Source organism: Flavobacterium cupreum (assembly GCF_003996965.1).
GTDB classification, from domain to species: domain Bacteria; phylum Bacteroidota; class Bacteroidia; order Flavobacteriales; family Flavobacteriaceae; genus Flavobacterium; species Flavobacterium cupreum.
The window spans coordinates 298164-317011 of the sequence record NZ_QWDM01000008.1 but is presented as its reverse complement, the minus strand read 5'-3'; the positions used below and the strand labels follow the sequence as shown (position 1 = coordinate 317011).

Annotated in this window: 19 protein-coding genes; 10 read left to right on the top strand and 9 right to left on the bottom strand. The window is 38.1% G+C overall.

Annotation, left to right across the window (positions count from 1 at the left end; translation table 11 throughout):
• Positions 1-34: 34 nt before the first annotated feature.
• From D0817_RS14670 to D0817_RS14635, 8 genes are read left to right on the top strand one after another with little or no spacing between them, the layout of a single operon-like run.
• A complete protein-coding gene (locus D0817_RS14670; RefSeq protein ID WP_127339126.1) occupies positions 35-469 on the top strand; it encodes a type IV pilin protein in 435 nt (144 codons plus the stop codon).
• A gap of 2 nt (positions 470-471) precedes the next feature.
• Positions 472-951: a prepilin peptidase gene (locus D0817_RS14665; protein WP_161568438.1), complete on the top strand. Its 480-nt coding sequence runs from the start codon at positions 472-474 to the stop codon at positions 949-951.
• 1 nt (position 952) lies between these two features.
• Entirely contained in the window at positions 953-2356 is a 1404-nt protein-coding gene (locus tag D0817_RS14660) for a GspE/PulE family protein (protein WP_127339124.1), read from the top strand.
• Positions 2357-2360: 4 nt separating this feature from the next.
• Complete coding sequence (locus D0817_RS14655) at positions 2361-4265, top strand: type II secretion system protein GspD (protein ID WP_127339123.1); 1905 nt, start codon at positions 2361-2363, stop codon at positions 4263-4265.
• Positions 4265-5452: a PilN domain-containing protein gene (locus D0817_RS14650; RefSeq protein ID WP_127339122.1), complete on the top strand. Its 1188-nt coding sequence runs from the start codon at positions 4265-4267 to the stop codon at positions 5450-5452. Before D0817_RS14655 ends, D0817_RS14650 begins: the two co-directional genes overlap by 1 nt.
• Complete coding sequence (locus D0817_RS14645; protein ID WP_127339121.1) at positions 5445-5969, top strand: hypothetical protein; 525 nt, start codon at positions 5445-5447, stop codon at positions 5967-5969. The genes D0817_RS14650 and D0817_RS14645 overlap by 8 nt, the downstream gene beginning before the upstream one ends.
• On the top strand, positions 5953-6909 hold the full coding sequence (locus D0817_RS14640; RefSeq protein ID WP_127339120.1) for a hypothetical protein: 957 nt from the start codon (positions 5953-5955) through the stop codon (positions 6907-6909). The genes D0817_RS14645 and D0817_RS14640 overlap by 17 nt, the downstream gene beginning before the upstream one ends.
• 7 nt (positions 6910-6916) lie before the next feature.
• Complete coding sequence (locus D0817_RS14635) at positions 6917-7429, top strand: hypothetical protein (protein WP_127339119.1); 513 nt, start codon at positions 6917-6919, stop codon at positions 7427-7429.
• Between the two features lie 27 nt (positions 7430-7456).
• Here the strand turns inward: D0817_RS14635 and D0817_RS14630 are convergent, their stop codons facing one another.
• The 3 genes from D0817_RS14630 to D0817_RS14620 are packed head-to-tail and all read right to left on the bottom strand — an operon-like array spanning position 7457 to position 10279.
• Entirely contained in the window at positions 7457-8407 is a 951-nt protein-coding gene (locus D0817_RS14630) for a lipid A deacylase LpxR family protein (protein ID WP_306462216.1), read from the bottom strand.
• Complete coding sequence (gene mtgA / locus D0817_RS14625; protein ID WP_167470947.1) at positions 8394-9167, bottom strand: monofunctional biosynthetic peptidoglycan transglycosylase; 774 nt, start codon at positions 9165-9167, stop codon at positions 8394-8396. The genes D0817_RS14630 and mtgA overlap by 14 nt, the downstream gene beginning before the upstream one ends.
• Complete coding sequence (locus D0817_RS14620) at positions 9167-10279, bottom strand: NAD(P)/FAD-dependent oxidoreductase (RefSeq protein ID WP_127339118.1); 1113 nt, start codon at positions 10277-10279, stop codon at positions 9167-9169. The genes mtgA and D0817_RS14620 overlap by 1 nt, the downstream gene beginning before the upstream one ends.
• A gap of 889 nt (positions 10280-11168) precedes the next feature.
• Here D0817_RS14620 and D0817_RS14615 point away from each other — a divergent pair.
• Both D0817_RS14615 and D0817_RS14610 read left to right on the top strand, forming a co-directional pair.
• Positions 11169-13070 carry a S9 family peptidase gene (locus D0817_RS14615; protein WP_127339117.1) on the top strand — a complete coding sequence of 634 codons (1902 nt, stop codon included), beginning with the start codon at positions 11169-11171 and terminating at the stop codon, positions 13068-13070.
• Positions 13071-13267: 197 nt separating this feature from the next.
• Positions 13268-15709, top strand: a complete 2442-nt coding sequence (locus D0817_RS14610) for a hybrid sensor histidine kinase/response regulator (RefSeq protein WP_127339116.1) — start codon at positions 13268-13270, stop codon at positions 15707-15709.
• Here the strand turns inward: D0817_RS14610 and D0817_RS14605 are convergent.
• The 6 genes from D0817_RS14605 to D0817_RS14580 all read right to left on the bottom strand — a co-directional run bounded on the left by D0817_RS14605 (position 15706) and on the right by D0817_RS14580 (position 18800).
• The gene (locus D0817_RS14605) at positions 15706-17058 is read right to left on the bottom strand and encodes a sigma-54-dependent transcriptional regulator (RefSeq protein WP_127339115.1); all 1353 of its coding nucleotides are present in this window, start codon (positions 17056-17058) and stop codon (positions 15706-15708) included. The genes D0817_RS14610 and D0817_RS14605 overlap by 4 nt on opposite strands.
• Positions 17059-17187: 129 nt before the next feature.
• Entirely contained in the window at positions 17188-17484 is a 297-nt protein-coding gene (locus tag D0817_RS14600) for a hypothetical protein (protein WP_127339114.1), read from the bottom strand.
• A 5-nt stretch (positions 17485-17489) separates the two neighbouring features.
• Entirely contained in the window at positions 17490-17789 is a 300-nt protein-coding gene (locus D0817_RS14595; RefSeq protein ID WP_127339113.1) for a PepSY-like domain-containing protein, read from the bottom strand.
• A gap of 31 nt (positions 17790-17820) precedes the next feature.
• Complete coding sequence (locus D0817_RS14590; RefSeq protein ID WP_127339112.1) at positions 17821-18111, bottom strand: hypothetical protein; 291 nt, start codon at positions 18109-18111, stop codon at positions 17821-17823.
• A 26-nt stretch (positions 18112-18137) separates the two neighbouring features.
• Positions 18138-18434, bottom strand: coding sequence for a hypothetical protein (locus D0817_RS14585; RefSeq protein WP_127339111.1), 297 nt, complete (start codon positions 18432-18434; stop codon positions 18138-18140).
• 69 nt (positions 18435-18503) lie between these two features.
• Complete coding sequence (locus D0817_RS14580; RefSeq protein ID WP_127339110.1) at positions 18504-18800, bottom strand: hypothetical protein; 297 nt, start codon at positions 18798-18800, stop codon at positions 18504-18506.
• Positions 18801-18848: the final 48 nt, after the last annotated feature.

The window sequence follows — 18848 nt, the reverse complement described above, 5'->3', positions numbered from 1 at the left end:
GTATTAACATATTTTAATAAATAAATGCATACAAATGTTAAAAAGGATTAAAAAATTATTAAAAAATAGTAAAAAAGCTACAATTAAAGCATATTCGTTAACAGAAATTTTAATTGTATTGTGCATTATTGGAATCTTATTGTTAATGGTTTTACCCAATCAGACCTCTGTAATTGGTCAGGCCAAAGCCATAGAGGCACAAGCCATGCTCAACCAGGTTTACGGCCTGCAGAAAAGTCATTTTTACAGACATTCAAAATACTCCAATAGCTTAGAAGAATTAGGTTTTGAACAAGAGCAGACCGTTGACGAAGGCGGACAGGCAGTGTACAAAATCGAAATCCTCGAGGCCTCAAACGATTCTTTTGTGGCCAGAGCTACTGCAACCTCAGATTTAGATGGGGACGGAAGTTTTAATACCTGGGAAATAGACAGCAAGAAAATGTTAACCGAAGTAACAAAAGAATAAATTTGGAAACACCTTTACTTTTTTTGTTAGCGGTTTTATTATTTGTGTTTTTTCAGGACTGGAAATACAGGCGCATTCATGTCGTATTGCCATTGGCTATTTTCCTGTTGTCGCTGTACCTCATTTACCTAAAGTCGCTTTCGTTTCAAAACATGCTGTTAAACACGGCCTTTTTTCTCGTTACCTTAGGAATTCTTGTATTGTATATGAGCCTGAAAAACAAGCAGTTTTTAAATCCGTTTAAACATTATTTCGGGTTAGGTGATTTGCTTTTTTATGTGGCAGTCACTCCCCTTTTTATACTTCCGAATTTCATTGTGTTTTTTATACTTTCCATGGTTTTCGCCTTGGTTTTACAGTTTGCATTTAAAAAAGTTCTCACGGAGCAGACCGTTCCTTTAGCCGGTTTTTCGGCACTGTTTTTATGTATCGTGATGATTAGGGATTATTGTTCTTTTTATCCAAAACTAACACTGATCTAAGATGCAGGATATCATCGTTCACTCCGAAAATCAGCATATCGTCTCCGGCGATCTTGCGAACCAATACCGAATATTACCCAAATCCGTTTCAGAAAACACGCTGGAATTGTATGTGGATGAATCTTATAATAATGGCGATGCCAAAGAAGAACTCGAACTTTTTTTAGGCAAAAACATTACTTTCATTCCGATTGCCTCCTATGAGATTGAAAAAGCACTTTCTATTTATTACAGAAAAGAAAGAGTGACGAGTTCCAATAAATCCTTAAATTTTGACAAAGGCGATTTCCTCGAAAGTTTACTGGAAGAGGCCAAAGCACTGAAATGCAGTGATATTCATTTTGAGGTTTATGAAAGCTCTGCCCGAATCCGGTTCAGGATCGACGGACAGTTAATTGAACGTTATAAAGTAGAACGCGAAAATTACCTGGAACTGGTCAACAAAATCAAGATCAGGGCAAAACTGAACATTACCGAAAAAAGACTGCCGCAGGACGGAAGGATCACCAATGATTCTTTTGACATCAGGGTTTCGATTTTACCGACCCTTTTTGGCGAAAAAATCGTGATGCGTTTATTAGGCCAGGATGCCTCCAATATCGATTTAAGTACACTGGGCCTTCAGGAAGAAGAACTGGAACACTATTTGGAAGCCGTAAAGAAACCCAACGGGATTATCCTGATCAGCGGACCGACCGGTTCAGGAAAAACAACAACCCTGTACGCAACACTGAGATTGCTTAATGATAGCCGTAGAAATATAGTCACCGTAGAAGACCCGATCGAGTACACTTTAAAAGGAATCAATCAGGTACAGCTCAAAGAAGATATTGGTCTGACTTTCTCTTCTGCGCTGAAATCCTTTTTAAGACAGGATCCCGATGTCATCATGCTGGGGGAAATCAGGGATTCCGAAACGGCCTTAATGGCCATCAGGGCTTCGCTGACCGGGCATTTGGTATTGTCTACGATCCATACCAATTCGGCCGTAGGAACGATTTCCAGATTGATAGACATGGGCGTTCCCTCCTATCTGATCGCCGAAACCTTAAACCTGTCCGTCGCACAACGATTGGTTCGAAAGCTTTGCAGCCACTGCAAAAAGGAAGTCCCTTGTACCAAAAAGGATTTCCCGATGAACTACAAATTTCCGTATGAAATCGAAACGTATTACAAAGCCGTAGGCTGCAATCAGTGTTTTCATACCGGATACAAAGGAAGAACCGCTATTTATGAAGTGCTGACCATTGATTCCGTTATTACAGAAGCCATAAAAAACAATACCATTACGAAGTTATTCAGTAACGACGAAAATTATAAATCACTATCAGAAAAAGCTTTTGATATTTTGGCCGAAGGAGAAACGGCTTTAGAAGAAATATATTCTATTTTAATTAACTTATAAATAAATGTTTAAAAAATTAGGTTACATCATTATGGTACTATTTTTTACAAATAGTATTATTGCGCAACAGGACATCAACGAATTAAGCAAGAAATTTGACGACCTTTCCATCCAGAAAAAGGGACTTAATGAAGCTATTAAAATAGACGTTTCAGGATTAACATTACACGATTTTATTTCTTCTATAGCCGAAGAACACCAATTGAACATTGATGTGGACTCTGAATTAAATCAGCCCGTGTCCAATAACTTTTTTGATGTAACCGTAAAAGACGTGTTTATTCACCTGGTACAGAAATACGATCTGGAAGTTACGTTTACGAACAACATTATTATCTTCAAAAAGAGGAAAATGGTCACTATTGTGGAGAAAAAAGCACCCAAAGTTATTGATGTCAGCTACAACTCCCAAAACGATTTCTTATCGGTCAAATTAGAAAACGACACTTTAGCGGCAGTTGCAAAAGCGATCATCGATAAATCAGGCAAAAATTTAGTTTTAGCACCGGAAGTAAAAAACCTCCGCGTTTCTTCCTATATCCTCAACCGCCCGTTTGATCAGGTGATCGAAATGATGTCCAAATCAAATGACCTGATTGCGACCAAGGATGAAAATGGTTTTTACTTCATCGAAAAAAACAAAGACGGGGCAGTTAGTGTAAATGGTAGTTCCCAAAAAGCAAAACAGGCGAAATCGAGTGCCGGAGTTCCGGGGTATTATGAGGTAACCGTAAATAAAAATGGCTTCTTGTCCGTCAAAGCTTATATTGCTGACGCTTCCGACTTATTAACAGAAGCGGCAGAGAAATTACATGTCAATTATTTTCTGTACAACAAACCGGAGAATGAAAAAACAACGCTTTCTGCCGATAATATCACTTTTGACGAATTGTTATTCCATATTTTCAAAGGGAAAAAATATACCTTTAAAAAACAGGACAATTTATATTTAATCGGAGATGAAGGCGGAGAAGGATTGCGCGCTACCGAAATCATCCAACTGGAAAACAGGTCGATTGAACTGGTATTGGCTTCCCTTCCAAAAGTATTTTCCGAGAAACTGGAAATCAAGGAATTTGTCGAGCTGAACGGTCTGGTGGCTTCGGGATCGAAATCAATCTTGGAAGAATTAAAAATCTACATCAAACAGATTGACAAAGTGGTACCAATGGTACAGATTGAAGTCATCATTGTACAATACAACAAATCCCATGATGTGCAGACCGGAATGAAAGCCGGACTGGATAAGATCAACAAACAGGTCACCGGCGGAACTTTATTTCCTTCGACAGATGTGACGGTAAATTCCACTTCCGTAAACAGTCTGATCGAAGCCTTTAATGGTTTCGGAATCTTCAAACTCGGAAAAGTAACCGAAGCTTTTTACCTGAATCTGAAATTACTGGAAAACAACTCGATTGTAAAAGTAGAATCTACGCCGAAAATCGCGACCATCAGCGGACATGAAGCAAAATTATCTATTGGGGAAACCAGCTATTATTTCGAACAAAGCAACCGGTTAATCAACAGCAACATCGGAAATGATATCCTGAATTCAGGAACCTGGAAATCTACGGATGCGAATTTAAGCCTTTCGATAAAACCTTTTGTTTCCATAGACGAGAATGTAACGCTTACCATTGTGGTCGAAAAAAGTTCATTCCTTGGAAGAGCCGGAGAAACGGCACCTCCAGGAAAAGCAACACAAAAATTTGAATCTTTGGTTCGTGTCAAAAATGGTGAAATGATCTTATTGGGCGGTCTGGATGAACTGAAAAAGGAAGATGCCGGTTCCGGAACTCCTCTTTTGTCGAGAATTCCAATTATCAAATGGTTTTTCAGCAGCAGGAAAAAGGCCAAAACCAATTCGAAATTGCACATTTTTATTAAACCAACAGTGGTATATTAATGATTACGTTTTTATCTAAAATAATAAAGCTAAACAATTTGCATGTAATTGGAATCATCCGCAAAGAGGATGAGGAAAGTTACCATGTACTTACCGTGAAGAAAAAAGGAAACAAAATAGATATTGTAAGCAGTACCTCTTTTGATACTTTTGACAAAGTCGCCCGGAATATTGATCTTAAGATTCCGGTACTTCTTGCTATTGACGGAAAAGGTATTTTAAATAAAGAAATCAATTTCAATACCGAAAGCGACGTTAACTGGTACAAAAACATTGACTTTGAATCTATTTACCACACCAGCATCATTGGTTCGGGCAGTAATTTCATGAGCTTTTGCAGGAAAAACATCGTCAATGAAATTACCGATAAATTCCTGAAAAAAGGTTTTCAGGTAGCCGATATTTACATTGGTTCCTTTTTAGCGGCATTGTTATACGATGCTGTAAAAAAAGATACTATCACATCAAACGATTTACTGTTAGAATTTGACAACGGAAAACTTGTTCAGTTCACCAAGCAGGCAGAACCGGTACAAAAACAGGAATATACGATTGGAAAAGACGTTATTTCAAATAAGTTCCTCCCGCTCTACGGAATTATCGTTCACTTTTTTATTCAGCAGAAAGAAGTTTCCAAAACCACAGACGAAAGCTTAAGTACGGAAGAAATCATTTATAAAAAGGCATTCCATATTCTGGGGATTACCATGCTTGTCGGTTTTTTATCCAGTCTGCTGCTGAGTTATCTGCTAATCCAGTATTACGGTTCCAAAAATGCAGAACTCAACCTTCAGAATGTGTATTCCAGTCAATCGTATCAATTGATTCTTGATCTGGAAAAACAAAAAGAGAACAAACAACAGCTGTTAAACGAGTCCGGATTTTTATCCTCGAAGTTTCTTTCCTTTTACAGTTATGAAATTATAAAAGGAATTCCGGGTGACATTTCTTTAACGGGCCTGAATATTATTCCGGTCAGCAAAGAAGTAAAAGCCACACAGAAAATTAGTTTTGAAGCCAAATCAATCGTCATCAAAGGGGAAACTTTTAATGAAACGTCCTTCAACAACTGGATGGAAAAATTAAAAAAAATGAGCTGGCTTAAGAATTTTGAAATCATCAGTTTTAAGAAAGACAAGAAAAATAAATCGCAGTTTGAAATAAAAATCACGATAAAAGATGTTTGAGAAATATTCCTATAAAAAGAAATTTACGGCACTGGTCCTGATCTTTGTGATGCTTCTGATAACGGCATACAAAAGATCCTTCCATACCTTATTTCAGGTCATAAACGAATACAGGACCTTAGCTGAAAAAACGGATGAGATCAACAAAAAGGCCAATAACACGGAGGGTTTAACCAAAGAAATCAACTATCTGGATCGTGTCATCGGCAAAGAAGGCATCACAAAAGAGATGGTACAGCAGGGCATCATCAGTTTTGCTTCTACTGAAAATCCCAAAGTGTCTATCAATGATTTACAGCCCACCCATGTTTTTTCGGATGAAAATTACCGGATTATCAGCAACCAGCTTGACGTTACCGGAAATTGCAACCAGCTGCTGGCCTTAGGTTATGATTTTGAGAAAAAGTTTGATTTTTCAAGAATGGTCAGCATGAATTTTTACACCGTCAAAAAAAGCAACACCTCTGAAGTTTTACATTTAAAAATGATTTTTCAAAATTATGAAAACACTAAATAAAATTATACCGTTTCTTTTTGTTCTCCTGCTTGTATCCTGCGAAGATGTTTTTGAAGAAGACATCTCAGACGATATTATTGAAGTAGTATCTCCAAAAGACAATACTACAATCGAAAGCAATGTCGTTAATTTTCAATGGAACGAGATTGACGGAGCCAAAAAATACCGTTTGCAGGTCTTGGACATCAATGAAACTATTGTGGTCGATTCGCTGGTCGCCAAAACCAGTTTAAATATCCCGTTACTGACGGGGAGTTACCAATGGAAAGTAAGAGGCGAAAATTTTGCGTACGAATCCAACTATTCGCCTGTTTCCAACTTTTCGATGGTGACTACCGATGACTTAAGCAATCAGCAGGTGGTATTGACAAGTCCGGATAACAATGTATATAAAAACAGTGCTGACGTAACGATCAAATGGCAAAAACTGGCCGCTGCTACCAGTTATTCTGTTGAAGTAATTAATACGACTACCAGTGAATCGGTCTATAAAGCCGAAAGTACTACCGAAACATCAGTCACTTTGAACAGCACTAATTTAACAAAAGATGCCAATTACCAATGGAAGGTAAGAGGAATCAACAGCACGAGCCAGACCGCCCAGTTCTCTTCGAGGAATTTCTTTATTGATACCGTGGTACCCGGGGTGCCTGTGAATTCCCTTCCAGCTGTTAATGCGATTATTACTAACAATGTGTCGACTACATTTACCTGGATTTCTCCTACGGATACCGGAACAATCCGGTCTCCTCTTTTGTACACGATTGAATTTTCCAACACCAGTACTTTTACAACCATTCTTTTCCCTACTAATAATGCAAGTACGTCTTATCAGCGTATTTTTACCACATTAGGAGATTATTACTGGAGAATTAAAACGACAGATGCAGCCGGAAATGTAAGTGCCTATAGCGCACCCTTTAAGTTCACCGTAATTTAGTAGAGAGATGGTGAAGAAAAAGATAAATATAATTTTAATCGTCGTAGTCCTCGGGTTATGGGGTTCTGTTTTTTATAAAACGATCAACAGGTTTTTTACGTCTAAGGAATTAGCCGTAAACAACTCCTCCGGATCTACTACCGTAAAATTCAACCAGATTAACAAAGATACTTTTGCCCTGGAAAACGTATCCAGAGACCCTTTCTTAAACAAGCAGGTTCAGGAAGTTGTTTCACGTCCGCAGAGACAATATGTTGCGAATACCAGCCATTCTGCTGCAGTTAAAAAAGCTGCCCCTGCACCAACAATGAAACATCTGATTGTCTGGCCTTCCATCTCCTATCACGGTTACATAAAAGATTCGCGTGGAGAAATGGTGATCCTGAAAATTGATTCGAAAATGTTCCGTTTACGAAAAAACGATCTTGTGGACGGACTGATGATCAAAAAAATATCCAGCGATTCCCTGGAGGTAGATTTCAATAAGGAGAAGAAAATCATTAAACGCTTTAAAATTTAATTACCCTTTCCAGTTCTAAAGGAGGGTCTAATTCAGCAGGTACGAAAGACGGATCGAGCCATAGAAAGAACCTGTTATTTCGTGGCTGTCCAGTTCCCTGCCATGGTAAATAAAAGCATAGGAAAAGTTGAAGTTATCATGACGGTATTTCAGGCCAAACTCGGCATTGAAACGAAGCGGTTCCAAATCAAAAGTAACCGGGCTTTCGTTATTAAATAAGCTTCCCTGAATGGTCGCATCATAAAACTGATAATTAACACTCGGTATCGCATAGAAATAAAACTCTCTGACGGTATACGGCAATACAGCACTCACTGAGGCATCATGCAAATTGGAATCGTAAACCGGAAGCAGTTTCTTAAATCCAATACGGGTTAAAAAACCTGTGGAAACTCCTGTAAAAATAGTACCCAGATTTCCTTCCGACTGAAAGTGAAGATCTATAAAATCGTTATGGCGGCTTGGAAATAATTTCTTCGAATACAGCACATGGGCCTGAACACCTAAAGCATTATGAATCTGATTTTCCCATCCATAGACCTTTTTATATCCGATGACATGGTGGAATGCTTCCTGCATTTCTTTCCCCAACGAATTTTGTCCGACAAAACCCAATTGGAAATCTGTTTTTAAAACCGACTCACTGTTATAGAAAAAACTTCGGCCCGCTTCTGCAAAAAGATATCCCGCAAAAGGGCGATTGTTATTGTCCCGGGCTTCAATGTTAATATATCTCGGATTGTAAATATACTGACCCACGCGAAACTCGGTTATTTTCTTATTGATTTTCGGATTTTCATTCTTCGACAAAAAGCGATAAAACAGCTCTAAGCCATTCGTGTAATACATATCATTTTTAGAAGAGGTATATAAATCATTGTCGGTTATAAAACCGATTTCGCTGGTTTTTCCCTGTCCAAAAGTGAATGCTGATGTCAATAACAGAAGCACTAAAAAGGCTTTTTTATTTCCCATCATAATGTATTTTTCCAACGGCGCGCATTTCACGAACTATTCTTTCTTTACGTCTGTTGATATAACTCGACGATCCGGTGGCTTTAAACTTCCTTGGATTAGGCAAAATAGCCGCAATTCCTGCAGCCTGCATCGGGGTCAGACTCGAAGCATCGCGTCGGTACCAGTGTTGTGTAGCGGCATAAGCCCCATACACACCATCACCCATTTCGATACTGTTCAGGTAGACTTCCATAATACGCTCCTTGCCCCAGATCACTTCAATCAAAACAGTAAAATAAGCCTCCAAACCTTTACGGAAATAACTTTTTCCCTGCCATAAAAACACATTTTTGGCCGTTTGCTGTGAGATCGTACTTCCACCGCGAATCCTGCGGCCGCGCTCATTGCTTTTGTAGGCTTTTTGAAGTGCCTTAAAATCAAAACCATTGTGTGACAGGAAAGTTCCGTCCTCACTGGCAATGACAGCTTTCTGCAAATTCATTGAAATTTTCTCAATCGGTTCCCAGTCATGATCAAAGTACACTTCTTTATCCCCCATCTTATTTTCGATAGCCCGAATGAGCATCAGGGGTGTAAAAGGAACGGGGACATATTTAAAAAAGATGACCGACCCTATGGAGAGCCCGAAGAACCATAGAAATAATTTGATAAAAAACCATTTTACCTTTTCTCCAAAAGAACGATTCGATTTCTTTGAAGCTGTTTTAGGCTTTGGTTTGCTTGCGGTTGTTTTTTTTGGTGCTGGTTTTTTGACTGCCATTATATTAAATCTGCTAATTCTGTTCCTACTAAACTTCCTATCGCGACGCCCATCCCGCCTAAACGCACTCCACAAAACACGTTTTCAGACAGTTGCGTCACTACAGGTGTTTTACTGTTTCCTACTCCCATAATACCGCTCCAACGGTGGGCAATCTGAAATTCCTGATTTGGTAAAATTACATTTTTAAGTAAATCTTCCAATTTATTTTGCACAATTTTGGTCTGCCCGAATTCCGTCGTGTTTTCGGTCTCAAAATCAAGGTTACGTCCGCCACCTAGTAAAATTCGGTCGCCGATATTCCTGAAATAATAATACCCGCGGTCCAGATGAAAAGTCCCCCTGATATCCAAGTTCGGAATCGGTTCCGTAATTAAAACCTGAGCCCTTGCCGGCTGCACGGCTCCCTTTGTTAACGTATGGGCAAACCCATTTGTTGCAAAGAGTATTTTTTTCGAAATAAAACTAAAATCATTCAATACCACTTCCACCTCATTTTCCTTATCGAGATAAGACGTTACTGTCTGTTGGTTCAGAATCAGAATATTGGAAGCAACAGCGTGTTTCAGCAATTCCTGCATCATATTTCCGGTATCGATCTGGGCTTCAAACGGATTAAAAATCAAATAATCCTGAATGTTTTTAAAACCAAACCGGTCTGTTTCCTTACTAAAAACATCCGCTTTAAAAAGTGGTTTCAGGATATCGTTTACAAAAGGCAATTTACTCAGACAATCAGTAAAACCTCTTTCATCTTCTTTCAGAAAAATTTCATATCCGCCATGTGGTTTAAAGTCTATGGCAGCATCCCCAAGTCTTTTTCGAAGCAGCTGCAAACCCTGCCAGCGTTTTTCAACCAGCCGTACCACATCTTCTTCGGAGTGCGTTTTCAGATCATCCATAATTTCAGAAAGGCTTCCGAAACAGGCAAAACCCGCATTCTTTGTACTGGCACCCTGCGGCAGCATTCCTCTTTCCAGAACCAGGATTTTCGCTGCCGGAAATCTTTCACGCAGGCGCAGGCCTGCATGCAAACCAACAATCCCGCTGCCAACGATGGTATAATCCACATCCGTGAACCAATTTTTAAGCTCCCAGTAACTTAATTCCATGACCTCAATTTTTTATAAAAATACAGATTTTTTTGTTTTACCATATAAGTGATGTAAGTTCATTTAAGAGTTTTTTTTAAAACGGATGTCAGGCTGAGCGTAGTCGAAGCCCCTTTTATTTCCACAAGCCTTCGACTACGCTCAGGATGATAATCTCAAGAAATAGCAAAACAAACCACATGCTTAAATGTACTTACATCACTTATATGGTTTTAACAGATGCCAGGCCGAACCCAGCCGAAGCCCTTTTATTTCCACAAGCCTTCGACTACGCTCAGGGTGACAATCTCAAAAACTAAACAAAACAAAAAAACAAACCTCCTGCTTAAATGTACTTACATCACTTATATGGTTTTAACAGATGCCAGGCTGAACCCAGCCGAAGCCCTTTTATTTCCACAAGCCTTCGACTACGCTCAGGGTGACAATCTCAAAAACTAAACTAAAACAAACAAACAAACCTCCTGCTTAAATGTACTTACATCACTTATATGGTTTTAACAGATGTCAGGCTGAGCTCAGTCGAGCCCTTTTATTTACAGAAGCCTTCGACTACGCTCAGGGTGACAATCTCAAAAACTAAACAAAACAAAAAAACAAACCTCCTGCTTAAATGTACTTACATCACTTATATGGTTTTAACAGATGTCAGGCTGAACCCAGCCGAAGCCCCTTTTATTTCCACAAGCCTTCGACTACGCTCAGGGTGACAATCTCAAGAAATAAACAAAACAAACATGCTTAAATGAACTTACATCACTTCTATGGTTTAACAGATGTCAGGGTAACAGAACAATTAAAAGTTTTAACAATAAATTGGAATTTGCAATTTAAAAGATTGGAATTTAAAATTCGTACTTTTAGCTCCTCAAAAATCAGAATATCAATTATGAAAAAAGTATTATTCACAACCTTAATAATGATGAGTTTAAACGCTATCGGACAAAATGTAATGTCACCGGAATTGTTATGGAAACTAGGAAGAGTAACACCGCTTGGCCTTTCAAAAGACGAAAAAAATATTGTTTTTAAGGTTACGACCCCTTCCATAGAGGAAAACAAATCACATTCTAAATTGTACATTTTACCTGTAAATGGAGGAAATGCTATTGAAATCAAAGACACTAAAGAAGTACTGAAAGACAAAAATGTTTCGCCTGACGGAAAATTTCTGGTGTACAACGAAGAAGTGAAAATCGATAAAGTTTTAGGAAAAGATTTTTATCCCCACTTAGACAAATCCGATGCCCAGATTTACGATGGTCTGGATTACCGTCATTGGGATACGTGGAATGAAGGAAAGTTCAACCATGTTTTTTATAAGGAAAACAAAGAGGGAGCTGCCGGAATTGACATCTTAAAGGGAGAAACTTTCGACAGTCCGCAGAAACCGTTTGGCGGCGACGAAGATTACATCTGGTCTCCTGACGGAAAAAGCATCTTGTATGTGTGCAAGAAAAAAGCAGGAACTGCCTACGCTATTTCGACCAACACCAATATCTATGAGTACAATTTAGAGACCCAGAAAACAGTCAACAGAACCGAAGATAATTTAGGTTACGATATGGCTCCGCAATTTTCCCCAACGGGAAACCTGACGTGGCTGCAAATGAAACGCGACGGTTACGAGGCGGACAAAAATGACATTATTGTTGAATTCAAAGGAATCAAAACGAATCTGACGGCCAACTGGGACGGAACCGTAGACCATTTCATCTGGAGTAAAGACGGTAAAAATGTATTTTTTGTGGCACCGGTTGATGGTACCAAACAGCTTTTTACGGTTAATTTCCCTGGTTTGACAAGAATTGCCATTACAGTTCGTCAATTGACAACTGGTGATTTTGACGTCAATGATTTAGTTGGTTTTTCCGGCGATGACATTATTGTGACCAGAACGGATATGAATCATGCGGCTGAGATTTTTTCTTACAATTTAAAGAAAAACACCTGGAAACAATTATCGAACGTCAATACTGAAACTTACAAAACACTAACCTTAAGCAAAACAGAGAAACGTTATGTAACCACTACAGACGGCAAGAAAATGCTGGTTTGGGTAATTTTACCTCCAAATTTTGATGCTGCCAAAAAATACCCAACGCTATTATATTGCCAGGGCGGACCACAATCTGCATTGACACAATCGTATTCGTACCGTTGGAATTTTTCTTTAATGGCCGCCAAAGGTTATGTGGTCGTGGCTCCCAACCGTCGCGGAATGCCGGGGCACGGAGTAGAATGGAACGAACAAATCAGTAAAGACTGGGGCGGACAGGTGATGGATGATTATTTATCTGCTATTGATGACGTAGCCAAAGAAAGCTATGTTGACAAAAGCCGATTAGGTTGTGTTGGCGCGAGTTATGGAGGATATTCCGTATTTTACTTAGCCGGAATTCACAACAACCGTTTTAAAACATTTATTGCTCACGATGGTGTTTTCAACACACAAAGCATGTTCGGAACCACAGAAGAGGTTTTCTTTAGTAACTGGGATTTCGGGGGTGGGTACTGGGAAAAAGACAATGCCGTGGCACAAAAAACCTATACGACTTTCAACCCTGCCAGTTTAGTACAGAATTGGAACAAACCGATTTTAATCGTTCAGGGAGGAAAAGATTTCCGTGTACCCATCGGACAGGGACAGGAAGCTTTTCAGGCAGCTCAGTTACGAGGGATTAAAAGCCGTTTGCTTTACTTTCCCGAAGAAAATCACTGGGTTTTAAAACCACAGAATGCTCAGGTTTGGCAGGGCGAATTTTTTAAATGGTTAAAAGAGACCCTTTAGTTCTATCCCACTCAAAATCTGAAACCTGAAACTTTTCATACAAATAGCTGTAGATTTATATAATCTGCAGCTATTTTTTTTCAAATCTGGCAATTATATAAATATTAGTTTTAAATATATTTCTGAAAAGGGAAAAATTTAAATAAATTGCAGGCGTTTCGATTATAATAAACATTCAATACCTACTGTTGTCATCTATGGAGAGTAAAAGAAGTTACATGCCGTTTAAAGTACTCTTCAGTTATATTGCACTGTTGGGATTGGTAGTTACCGTTGGGTGGTTTTTATATTCTGAAAATGTAGTTTACAATAAGCTTGAAGATAAAATAGCCTTAGAAAAAACAAAAATCCTTAGGGTAAGCAAGCTTTTTTCGAATGTGTACAAAACGGAAAGTCTGGCCCGAAAAACGATTCAGACCAACTCGGAGAGTGATTTTAAAAGTTACCTGATCGAAACGGATTCCTTAAAATCCAGAATTGACACCTTAAAACAAATTGTCACCACCGAATATCAGAAAGTATTATTAGACAGTGTCACGTATTTGTTATCTGAAAAAACAGATAATATAAAACAGCTAAAAACCATAAAAAACAAAGCCGAGGACGAAGTCTCGGTGAATACTGCTATTAACGAAATCACTAAAATGGAGTTTAAACTCCGTAAATTAGAACTACGTGATTTTAACAAAAACCCGAATGATTTAGGCAGTTACCAACGGAATGTACTCCAGAAATATGTCGATTACCTGAATCAGAACATTCCGGACGACAGCACCAACACGCTGAGCAAACAGGCCTCTGATTCTATTCTGGCCAATTCGAAAAAACTGTTGAGCAACGTAAAACTCAAAGCAGAAAAGAAAAAGGAATCCCTGAATTTCGAAGAAAATAAACTGCTTAAAAACGAAATTGCCATCTCAGAGCAGCTCCGAAAAGTCCTTCGTATTATCGAAAGAGAAATCATTATCAACTCGATCAAGAACAATTCATTAAAAGAAAAATCACTTAAAAAAGTCAACGAAATTGTAACGGTCTCTGCTATTATCGGTTTGTTTTTGACGGTCTTTTTCTCTATTCTGATTGTCAGTGATTACTCGAAGTCGCAGCTTTATAAAAAACAGCTGGAAATTGCGAACTTCAAAACCAAAAACCTGCTTAAAAGCCGCGAACAGTTGATTTCGACCGTAAGCCATGATTTAAAAACGCCTTTAAGCACGATTGTGGGCTATACGGAACTTCTAGGCAATTCGGATGTAAATACCAAACAATCCTATTTCGTTAAAAACATTAAAAACTCCTCTGAGTATATTTCGCAGCTGGTTCAGGATTTACTGGATTTCTCACAGATCGAAGCCGGGAAAATCAGCATCGAAAAAGTGCCTTTCCTGTTACCGGAAGTAATTGAGGATGCCGCGAGAAACATTCAGACGGTTTATAAAAACAAAAACATTGAACTTATTATCAATATTGATGAAAAACTGAACACAACGATTGTCGGGGATCCTTTTCGCCTGAAACAAATCCTGACCAATCTTGTCGGAAACGCTTATAAATTTACCGAAGAAGGCTATATCAAAATCAGCTCTTATGCTACCGATAACAACTTTTTTGTCATTACCATTGAAGACACCGGAATCGGAATTGAAAAAGCAAATCAGCAATTGGTCTTTGAGGAATTTGCCCAGGCCAATGAAAATATCGAAAAAAAATATGGTGGAACCGGCCTTGGCCTCTCTATTTGCCAAAAAATAATAACAATTCTTGGAGGAAACTTAACTCTTGAAAGTACTTTTGGAGAAGGAAGTACTTTTGAAATCAGGCTTCCTTTATTATTTGACAACAGCACAACTGCTCCTTCAGAAATCAAAAAGCAACCTGTTTTCAGTCCTTCCAAAGAACAGACGTTTATTGTCATTGATGATGACATTAATTTACTGAATTTAACGAGTGGGGTTTTAAGACAGGAAAACCATCATGTCTTATCTTTTGACAGGGCTTCAAAAGCCTTAAAAGCGATTTCGAATACGAATTTCGATTTCATTATTACCGATATTCAGATGCCCGAAATGGACGGCTTTATGTTTATTGAAAAACTGAAAAGCTCCAATAATACAACATTTAAAAACCAGCCGGTAATTGCACTTACGGGCAGAACAGACCTTGATTTTTCGGTGTACAGCAAAGCCGGGTTTACCACTGTTGTTAAAAAACCCTATTCGCCAAAGGTCCTTCTGGAAACCATTCATAATATTTTAGAGCATAATCCTCTTCCGGCTGATGAAATCAAAGCTGTACAGGAGATTTCATCGACACAATTGTATTCATTGGAAACCTTAAAAGAGTTTTTAGGAAACGACAATGAATCCTTAAAAGATGTGATCAACTCCTTTATTGAGAGTACGGAAGAAAACCTGATTTTGTTAAGCAAAGCCATTGCCGAAACAAACACCGCCGAAATTGGCGCTATAGCGCACCGAATTGCGCCTATGTTCAAACAGATTCAGTCTAATGAAATTGCCATTATCCTAAAAGGTCTGGAAAAAGATGAGTTTAAGAATGATGCCCTGGAAGGTGTGTTTACAAAACTAAAAACCAAAACTGAGATACTTTTTGATTCTTTAAAACAGGAAATAGTTTAATCTATATTGTACTGCTTTAATTTATTATAAAGTGTTTTTCTGGTGATCTTAAGTAATTTCGCTGCTTCAGATTTGTTGTTCTGTGCTTTTGATAACGCATGAATAATGGTTTCCTTTTCATTATCGGACAACGAAAAATTCCCGGTCGCATTTTGCTGTTTCTGGATTTGGAAAAATTCAGCAGGCAAAACATCGCTTTCAATAAAATCTCCGCGTGACAATAAAGTAGCACGTTTTACGCAATTTTGCAGTTCGCGTAAATTTCCGGGCCAGCTGTAGTTTTGAAAAATCTTGACTACTTCCGGTGCAAATCCGATAATTTCCTTATTTAATTGCTGATTGGCTTTCTCCAGAAAATAATCGGCAAAAACCATCAGATCTTCTTCCCTGTCTGTCAATGAAGGTGACAGAATAGAAAACTCATTAATTCTATGGTATAAATCTTCACGGAAATCACCGTTTTTTACCGCTTCACGTAAATCTTCGTTGGTCGCCGTAATAATCCTGATATCGACGTTTATTTCTTTATTGCTTCCAACAGGTTTGATTTTTCTTTCCTGAAGCGCTCTCAGCAATTGTATCTGATTCTCATATGAAAGGTTGCCTATTTCATCCAGAAAAAGAGTTCCTCCGTTAGCGGCTTCAAAATAGCCCATTTTGTCGCTGATGGCTCCGGTGAACGATCCTTTCAGGTGCCCGAAAAATTCACTTGCAGCCAGTTCTTTCGGAATGGCACCACAATCGACAGCGATAAAATTATTGTTTTTTCGGTTACTTTGCTCGTGAATGCTTTTGGCGATAATTTCTTTACCTGTACCGCTTTCTCCGATAATCAGCACAGACATATCGGTTGGGCTGACCAATTGAATGTGGTCCAGTAATTTTTTTGAGGCAACAGAAATTCCTTTTACAAATTCGTTTTCATTTGCGGGAGTTTGTTTTCTGGCCGGTTTTTTTTCCTTTACGGGAGCATCGTCTGCCTGCGGTGTGGTTTGATGCAGGGCATTTGTAATGACGAGCAACACCTCATCGGGATTAAAGGGTTTGGAAATATAGTCCGCAGCGCCATTTTTGATCGCTTTTACGGCTGTATTTACATCAGAGTAACCTGTCATCAGGATTACAGGAGTTTCAGGGTTTGAGGCCTTAAATTCGGCCATAAGTCCAATTCCGTCAGAATCAGGCAATCGAAGATCCGTCAAAATCAAATCAAAGGATTGATTTTTAATTGCTAATCGGGCTTCTGCAGCTGAAAAAGCAATAATTACTTCATACTCTTTTTTTATCAGAAATTTCTCCAATAATTTACAGAATGAAATATCATCTTCTATTAGTAATATCTTTGGCATTTGTTTTTTGTGACTTTTTTGCTAAAATAATACTATTAAACTTGTCTTTTCACAAAATTTTGCAAAAAAAAAGAGATTGTTATTTAAACAATCTCTTTTTCACCAAAAACATAAATCTAATTCACCTAATTATATTTTTAACCAATTGCCATTGACATCTGAGTAAACAGTAGCCTTTTGGTCACCAACTGATATATCTAATTTGTATTCTTTTTTATCGTTTACGTAAGCCTTGACCAGTTTAGCACCCGGATAAGCAGTTTCCAAAGCTTTTTTCACTGCCGCCGGAACAGTATCTGCTCCGATTTCAGTATATTCACTCTGAACAGTTGCTTCCATTTTTACTTCCTCAGAATGTACCATGGAGGTAGCATAAATAGACAAGCTTCCTAAAACGATTGCTGCTGATAAAACTATCTTTTTCATCTTAATTATTTTTTAATGATGTTTCCTGCGGCATCTGTGAATACAGTGTATTTTTTATCTCCATTAGAGATTTCAAGTTTATATTCTTTCTTTTCGTTCACATATGCTTTTTCAAGTTTTGTGCCGGGAAAAGATTTTTCAACTGTTGACTTAACTGCTGCAGGAACAGCGTCTGCAGTAACCTCAGTAAACTCATCCTGAATAGTTACAGATTGATTCATTGAACTTTTTAGCATCGGAGCTGTAGCTGCGTTAACAGTTAAACTTCCTAAAACGATTGCTGCTGATAATAGTAACTTTTTCATAATGATTGTTTTATGGGTTATTGATAATTAGTTATTTTTTTAGAATATTTCCTTTGGCATCCGTGTAAACAGTAGATTTCTCTTCTCTTACAATAATTTCAATTTTGTATTCCTTTTTGTCATTGACATACGCTTTCTCCAGTTTTACTCCCGGATAAGCATTATCTAAAGCTGTTTTGATGGCTGCCGGAACAGCATCCACTTCTTTATATTCGTCTTGTGTGGTTTCGGACTGGATAGCAACACTTTTTACATAAGTGTTTCCAGCCTGCATTGACAATGTTCCAAGAACAATTGCCGCAGATAAAATTAATTTTTTCATAATCTATAGTTTTTTAGTTAAGCTGGTTATTTTTTAATCCAGGATCCGTCTGCATTTGCAAAAAGAGAACCTACTTTGTCACCAACTGTAACGTCTAGTTTGTATTGTGAAGCTGCATTTTTATATGCTTTTGTAAGTACAGCATCCGGATATGCTTTTTTCAAAGCTTCTGTAACTGCTGCCGGAACTTCTTCTAATTTGATTTCAGTATATTCCTCCTGAATCGAGATTGTTTTTACGATTGTATTTGTGATTGGCGAGGTGGAAGCAAATGATGTTAAACCTCCCAAAACGATTGCGGCTGATAAAAATAAATTTTTCATGGTAGTTATTTTTTAATATTGTTAATTTGATTTTAGTATTCTTAATTTGAATCTTCACGGGAATACTAATTATTTTTTAATCCAGGTTCCGTCTGCGTTAGCAAAAAGATTTCCTGTTTTGTCTCCTACTGTAACATCCAGTTTGTATTCTGATTTCGCATTTTTGTATGCTTTAGAAAGTACGGCATCCGGATATGCTTTTTTCAAAGCTTCTGTTACTGCAGCCGGCACTTCTTCTAATTTGATTTCAGTATATTCATCCTGAACTGAGATTGTTTTTACGATTGTAGTAGTTATTGGAGAAGTTGAAGCAAATGAAGTTAAACCTCCCAAAACGATTGCGGCTGATAAAAATAAATTTTTCATAATGTATATATTTAAGTTATGTAATAGTTTGTTTTACGCTTTAGGTAA